Here is a 6,962-nt window from a genome sequence, read left to right as displayed (position 1 = left end):
CAGCAGCAGACCGGGGAACAGACCTGCTTCGGCGATACCCAGGGCGATGCGCGCGACGTACAGCTGGGTGAGGCTGTTGACGAAGCCCATCACCACCGTGACGATGCCCCACGTGATCGCGATCCGGGCCAGCCAGAGCCGGGCACCGAACTTCTTGAGGGCCATGTTCGAGGGAATCTCGAAGATGACGTACGCCAGGAAGAAGATCGAGGCGACCGACCCGAACGCGGCGATGGAGATGCCGAGGTCGTCGGCCATACCCAGCTGGGCATAACTGATGTTGGTGCGGTCCATGTAGTTGAAGACATACAACAACAGGACGAAGGGGAGGATTCGGTACGAGACCTTCTTCAAGGTCCTGCCACCGAGTTCGCTGTCTTGCACAGCGGAGCTGGAAGCTCCCATGACGTTCTCCTAGAGGGGATGGACCGACGGTGGGCGCGGAGTGTCGCCCTGCCGGAGGAATGGGGGTGACAGAACTCAGGACAGTTCCGGAGTTCCTTCTGCGGCCGCGGCCGCGTTGCGGCCGGCGATGCGGCCCATCGTGAGAGCATTCGCTACCGCATTGCCACCACCGACATACCTGAGACCCAGGATGCCAGCGCCGGCTTCGCCCGCCGCGAAGAGGCCCGGAATCGGGCGTCCCTGCGTGCTCAGGACCGCAGCATTGCTGTTGATCTCCATACCCGCGTGTGTGCACACGAGTTCGGCGGGAAGTATTCGAGCCGCGTAGTACGGAGCCTCCGCGATCGGTTCGGGACTGTCGGCCGATCCTTTGTTGCGGAGTGTCCGGTGCCGGAGGAAATCGTCGTCGATTCCCGCCGGAAGCTGGTCGTTCCACCGTCCGACGGTGGCCGCCAGGGCATCGGCAGGTACGTCGATCAGCCGCGCGAGTTCCTCGAGACTGTCGGCCCGGAACGTGCGTCCGGCCTCCACCTCGTCGGCGATCCGCTCGGGCGTCCAGTCGGCGTAACCGGGTGCGAGGTCGACTCGCGCCTTCTCGTCGAAGATCATCCAGCCGTACCCGCCCTGCGCCTCGATGATGCCGGTCGAGACCGCGTAGGAGGCATCCTCGTCCATGAAGCGGCGGCCGTCCCGGTTGACGTGGATCCGCGACTTCGGCGGGAAACCGGACTGCCAGTGGTGGTACCGCTGGAAGTAGACGGTCGGGAGCATGAGTCCCCATCCGTCGCCGCTGACGGAGGCGTTCACGTCCGAGCCGAAGCGGAGGTGGTCGCCGCGGCTTCCCGAAGCGGCTACCACGAAGAGGGAGTCACCGGCATTGTTGGCGACGGGGTAGTACCGGTCGACGAGTTCGGAATCCTGGGCGAAGCCGCCGGAGGCGACGACCACAGCGCCTGCCCGGACCTCGATGTCGTCGGCGACCACACCCACGACCCGGCCGTCCTCCTGGATCAGCTTCTGCACGCGGGTATTGAGGATGGCCTCGATCCCGTGCGCACGCCGGGCCTTGTCGAGCACCTGGACGAGGCCGTATCCCTGGTCCTTCGGGACGTGTCCCCGCCAGATGTCCTCGACACCTGCCTGGCAGAGGCCGGGCTGGTGGGCGTTGCCCGACACGACGGCCGGGATCTCGACACCGAGGGCGATGAGCCACTCGAGAGTGGGGGCCGCGTTCTCGCAGAAGGTGCGGATCAGTCCCGGCGCCAGCATCCACTGGTTGAGGTCCATGTAGTGCTGGAAGAACTTCTCGGCCGAGTCCTCGATGCCCAGACCGCTCTGCACGCTCGTCCCGGCGGCGGTGAACAGGCCCGCGGACAGCTGTGTGGAGCCGCCGAGTTCGGTCTCGGACTCGAACAGCAGCACCGACGCGCCCTGCTCGGCTGCGGAAACCGCCGCTGCCAGTCCTGCGCCGCCACCGCCGACGACGATGACGTCGACATCACAGGCGTCACTCATGAAAGGTTCTCTCCCGTCTCCGCGATGATGCGGTGATACAAGCCGTTGGACACCAGACCACCGTCAACGGTGACCTCGCTGCCGCTCATGTACGCGGAGCGATCGGAGAGCAGGAACAGCACCGCGTCGGTGATTTCGCCCGGTGTGCCCATGCGGCCGAACGGGATGCTCTCGACTGCCGCTCTCACGAAGGCGTCGGCACCGCCGAGCAGCGCCGTCCCCACCAGACCGGGGTGCACAGAATTGACGCGGATTCCCCACTGGGCGAAGTTGCCGGCAGCAGATTTCGACAGGCCGGTCAGCCCCCACTTGCTCGACGAGTACGCGGGCGAGAAGTAACCGATCTGCCCCGAGATGGACGAGATGTTGACGATGGATCCACCGCCGCTCTCGCGCATGAGTGGTGCGACGGCCTTCATGCCGTAGAACGGTCCGAAGAGGTTGATACGCATGGTCAGTTCCCAGATGTCATCCGGGGTGTCCATGAATTCGAGCCGCCGTGAGATGCCGGCGTTGTTGACCAGTCCGCCCAATTCGCCGCGTGCGTCGCGAATCTCGTCGACCACCCGGCTCCACGCGGCGGCATCGGTGACGTCCAACCGGTGCGCGGAGGCCGAGCCACCGGCCGCCGCGATCTCGTCCACCACCGCGGAGGCGTCTGCGATGTCGGCAATACATACGTGTGTTCCGCGGGCGGCGAGCGCACGGGCGTGATTCGCACCCATGCCGCCCGCTGCCCCGGTGATCAGAACGACGGCAGGATAGTTCACCGTCTCGGACGCCGCTGCGTCAGACATGACGCGAACCGCCGTCGACCGCGATGCTGTGACCAGTGACGTAACGTGCGCTGTCGGAAAGCAGGAAGAGCAACGGTCCGAATACCTCTTCGGGCGAGCCGAGGCGATGCAGCGGCACCGAGTCGAGCGCGTGCGCCAGCGCGGCCGGGTCGTCCTGCACCCAGCGCGTCATGGCGGTGTCGATGTATCCCGGCGCGATGGAGTTGACACGAATTCCCTTGTCGCCGAATTCGACCGCCAGGGATTCGGTGAGGTGCGCCACCGCCGCCTTGGAGGCGCAGTACGCGCCGCGGCCCTTGCGGACGCGGAGTGCGGACACTGAAGACATGTTCACAATGGCGCCACCGGGCCGGATGTGGCGCGCCGCTGCCTGGGCGCCGAACAGCACGCCCTCCACGTTGACCGTGAGGGTGGCGTGGATCTGTTCGGGTGAGATCTCCTCCGCCGGCGCGAACGGGAAGATGCCGGCATTGTTGATCCAGAAGTCGATACGGCCGAACTCCTGCAACGCCACCTGGGCGAGCTTCTCGTGGTCGTCCGCGACGGTGACGTCCACCCGTGCACCGACCACGCGTCCGGGCTGCTCCGCCAGCGAGTCTCCGGCGAGGGCAGCGTTGATCGACGCTGCCGTTGCCGTCATCTGGTCTTCGTTGATATCTGCTCCGACGACGTGCACGCCCCGCGTGGCGAGCCCCTCCGCGAACGCGGCACCCATGCCCTGGGCTGCGCCGGTGACCACCGCGACCTTGCCTGACATTTCCGGGTACAGCGCTGTGATCTGCGCCGTGACGGTACGGCCGGGGTTGGTCTGGTCAGCACCTGTGGTCATGCTTCTTCTACTTCCTTCGATGTGTGACAAGGGTTTTCCTCGATGGCCCACGTCGTCACGCCGGACGTCGCGTCGAGCGATACGCCACCGGTCCTCCACGTACACGACGCGGTCGGTGAACGTGGTCATGCGCACCACGCGTGACGAGCCACCGCGAGGGGTCGCCACGATCTGCAGGTAGCCGCGTACCTCGAGTGCGTCGGCGTCCACGCGGTCGATGGTGACGTTGGTGATCACGTGGCGGTGCACTTCACCGGCCGCGAGGGCTCCGGCGTGGAAGCGTTCGGCAAACGCCGTCAGCCCGGCCGCACCCACCACCGGTTCCGGGTAACTCGGCGAATGGAACTCGCCGTCCGCCGTGAACGTCAGCGCCCACTCACCGGCAGACCCGCCGTCGATGAGGTGACTCTGCCGTCCGTACAGCTGGTGAAGCCGGCCGACGGTCGCGGCATCGACACCGTCGTGACCAGTGCTCATCTCGTACTCCCTGATGAAACCCCCTCGCGGTGGGGCCTTGCCTTGCTCGCGGTATGTGTGCGATAATCGCACGGACCGTGCGATATGCATGTACAGTAGGTGTCGCACCTCACAGACGTCAAGGAGCGTGGGCAAGACAGTGAGCACGACCGACGAACGGCCGCCGGAACTTTCACCCAAAAGCGCAGTTCAGCTCGATTCGGGGATGTCCAAAACCCTCCACCACGGGCTCGAGATTCTCGAGTTGCTGACGGCCCATCCGCACGGACTGTCCGTCACGGAGATAGCCGACGGGGTCGGCGTCCACCGGACCGTCGCGCATCGGCTGATCCGCACCCTCGAGGCACATCGGCTGTGCCGGAAGGACGGATTCAAACGCGTCACACTCGGCGCGGGACTGGTGACCCTGGCCGAACCCGTCGAGCAGGATCTGCGCACACTGGCGCGACCCGTACTCGAAGAGCTTGCCGATGCCGTCCAGGCCACCGTGCACCTCGTCGTCCGCGAGAACTCCACGGAAGTACGGGCCCTGATGGTGGTGGAACCGCGAAGCGCGAAAGTTCACGTCGCGTTCCGCCCCGGCCAGGTCGACCCCATCAACCGGGGATCGGCAGGCCTGGCGATCCTCGCCTCACTCCCCGCAGTCCACGGCGAACGCGAAGAGGTGACCGTGGCGCGCGGTCGCGGATACGCGATCACCGAAGGAGAGGTGACCCCGTCCGTACTCGGTGTCTCCGCAGCCATTCCAGGCCGTCGCGGCGATGCACTCGCGAGCGTGGGCGTGTCGGTGTTCGAGATGCCCGACGAGAAGGCATTGGGCTCAGCGGTCGTCGACGCCGCCCGCACGCTCGGCAACCTGCTGCGCTGACCCTGTGAGCCGCATCAGCGCTCGTAGCCCTTCCGCATGTCGTCGACGATTCGCGGGCGATCGAGGGTCGAGGGCTCGAGCTCGCGGCGGGGACGGTCGCGCGGGAAGATCGCGGATGCGGCGAGCGTCGGCTCGTCGAGGAAGCGGAGCCCCGGAACCTCGCTCGGCAGGCGCAGTGCGGGCGGTTCGGGACCGCGCTGCGCGAGGACGTAACCCCAGTCCCCGAAGCTCGGCACCAGCACGTGGTACGGCGTGACGGCCAGACCCGCCGACGCGACCGTCGACGTGGTGCGCCAGAACGCGTCCGGCGTCGAATAGGGACTTCCCGACTGCACCACCATCAGTCCACCCGGGTTCAGGGAGGCCGCGGCGAGACCGTAGAACTCGGTGGAGTACAGGCGCCCGAGCGCCGGGGTGTCCGGATCCGGGAGGTCCACGATGACGGCGTCGAATCCCGAGTCGGGTGCGTCACGCAGCCACCGGAACGCGTCGTCGACGACCACGTGCACGCGCGGGTCCTGCAACGCGCCCCTGTTCAGTTCGGACAGCCGCGTGTTTGCGAGATCGATCACCGCCGGATCGAGTTCCACCTGCACGATCTCCTCGACCCCAGGCAGTCGCAGAACCTCTCGTGCGGCGAGACCGTCGCCCCCGCCGAGGATCAGCACCCGCTTCGGATCGTCCGCCATCGCGGGATACACCAGCGATTCGGTGTACCGATGTTCGTCGACGCTGGAGAACTGGAGGTCGCCGTCGAGGAAGAGCCGCACGTCTCCCCCGCGCTCGGTGACCACGATCTCCTGGTACCGGGACCTCTCGGCCACGACCACCGGATCGGTGTAGAGACGTTGCCGGGACGTCGTCTCGATGCCGTCGGCACGCACCAGCAGCACCGCGATGCATGCGGCGGCGACGAGCAGCGCCACGACGGCGAGCAACCGGGTGCGCAGACCCAGCTGCCACCGCAGCAGGATCAGCGCCACCACCGCGGCGGCAACGAGATTGACGATTCCGGTGACGGCGGCGCCGCGGATCATCCCGGCGATCGGCAACAGGGCGAAAGGCCAGAGCAGGCCACCGACCAGGGCACCCGCGTAGTCGGCCGCGTTGAGATTCGCCAGCACCTTTCCCGTGCTCTCTGCGTCGGTGTCGCTGCGGCCCGACTGCAGCAGCGTCATCAACAGCGGCACCTCGGCGCCCACCAGCACACCGATCAGCGCTGTGGCGAGCACCAGAACGATTGCGCTGAAACCGAAGAACGTGAATGTGACGTACAGGGTCACCGCGCTGAACCCGCCGACGAGTCCGAGGACGATCTCGACGACCACGAACGACGCGGCCGCGGTGGACAGCAGCGGTTTGGCGGCGAGCGCACCCACACCCAGTGCGGCCACGAAACCCGCTACGATCAGCGAAGTCTGGGTGATTCCGCCGCCGGTCAGGCTGACCGACAGCGTCAGCAGGGCCAGTTCGTAGATCAGCCCGCACGCCGCGCAGGTAGCCACCGCGGCGAGCAGGAACGCCCTCGACCTCTTACTGAGCGCGCGGGTGGTGGTGAAACTCGGCTCTGCCGCTGAGGTCGTCACGAGATCAGGTGAGTGCGGCGGCGTTCACGAGGCCGATGGCGAAGAGGCTCGCACCGACCGCCCACGCGGCGCCACACATCTGCGGGTTCCCGACCAGACCGACGAGTTGCCCCGGCAGCAGCAGATTCATCAGGCGCAGCGCGATGACCTGCAACAGCACACCGAAGAGCCCATAGACCGCGGAGTCGGCGAGTCCCTGAGCGAATCCGTCGGAGCTGGTGAGGATCGCAGTGACCACGACGGCGGCGAGGGCGAGGTGGTTCGACGCCAGCAGGATTGCCGCGTTGGGGTTCTTGTCGACGTACACCTGGTGCCGGAGATTGCCGGGAGTGGCGAGGTCGAGAACCGCGAAGCCGACTCCGAGAACGGCAATGCCGACGACGAAGTACGCCAGGGTGCCGAGCATGCCGCCGACGAGCAGTCCGACGTCGACACTGCCGATTTCCGTTGCTGCCGCCGTGTAGGTTGTGTTCACGCACTTCTCC

7 protein-coding genes and 1 pseudogene are annotated in these 6,962 nt (G+C 66.7%); 1 reads left to right on the top strand and 7 read right to left on the bottom strand.

The features are described 5' to 3' along the window. The 5 genes and pseudogenes from WAW17_RS17395 to WAW17_RS17375 form a co-directional block, all read right to left on the bottom strand. Positions 1–405: MFS transporter (locus tag WAW17_RS17395; protein ID WP_422334181.1), on the bottom strand; the 405-nt coding region annotated here is incomplete at its 3' end. A 75-nt stretch (positions 406–480) separates the two neighbouring features. Next, positions 481–1,920: an FAD-dependent oxidoreductase gene (locus WAW17_RS17390; protein WP_422334180.1), complete on the bottom strand. Its 1,440-nt coding sequence runs from the start codon at positions 1,918–1,920 to the stop codon at positions 481–483. Then, the gene (locus tag WAW17_RS17385; RefSeq protein WP_422334179.1) at positions 1,917–2,717 is read right to left on the bottom strand and encodes an SDR family NAD(P)-dependent oxidoreductase; all 801 of its coding nucleotides are present in this window, start codon (positions 2,715–2,717) and stop codon (positions 1,917–1,919) included. The genes WAW17_RS17390 and WAW17_RS17385 overlap by 4 nt, the downstream gene beginning before the upstream one ends. Further along, positions 2,710–3,546: an SDR family NAD(P)-dependent oxidoreductase gene (locus tag WAW17_RS17380; protein ID WP_422334183.1), complete on the bottom strand. Its 837-nt coding sequence runs from the start codon at positions 3,544–3,546 to the stop codon at positions 2,710–2,712. Before WAW17_RS17380 ends, WAW17_RS17385 begins: the two co-directional genes overlap by 8 nt. A gap of 51 nt (positions 3,547–3,597) precedes the next feature. Next, positions 3,598–4,023: pseudogene (locus WAW17_RS17375) on the bottom strand (nuclear transport factor 2 family protein); the annotation flags it as partial. Between the two features lie 205 nt (positions 4,024–4,228). Between WAW17_RS17375 and WAW17_RS17370 the strand changes: the two are divergent. Further along, complete coding sequence (locus WAW17_RS17370; RefSeq protein ID WP_422334178.1) at positions 4,229–4,891, top strand: IclR family transcriptional regulator; 663 nt, start codon at positions 4,229–4,231, stop codon at positions 4,889–4,891. 14 nt (positions 4,892–4,905) lie between these two features. On the opposite strand, the gene WAW17_RS17365 is transcribed toward WAW17_RS17370, so the two are convergent. Together WAW17_RS17365 and WAW17_RS17360 are read right to left on the bottom strand one after the other, a co-directional pair. Then, on the bottom strand, positions 4,906–6,477 hold the full coding sequence (locus tag WAW17_RS17365) for a polyamine aminopropyltransferase (RefSeq protein ID WP_422334177.1): 1,572 nt from the start codon (positions 6,475–6,477) through the stop codon (positions 4,906–4,908). 4 nt (positions 6,478–6,481) lie between these two features. Further along, complete coding sequence (locus tag WAW17_RS17360) at positions 6,482–6,952, bottom strand: DUF350 domain-containing protein (protein ID WP_422334182.1); 471 nt, start codon at positions 6,950–6,952, stop codon at positions 6,482–6,484. Positions 6,953–6,962: the final 10 nt, after the last annotated feature.

Origin of the sequence: Rhodococcus sp. (in: high G+C Gram-positive bacteria), assembly GCF_049286785.1 — a bacterium.
GTDB lineage: Bacteria > Actinomycetota > Actinomycetes > Mycobacteriales > Mycobacteriaceae > Rhodococcus_F.
This window is presented reverse-complemented; position numbering and strand designations above follow the sequence as displayed.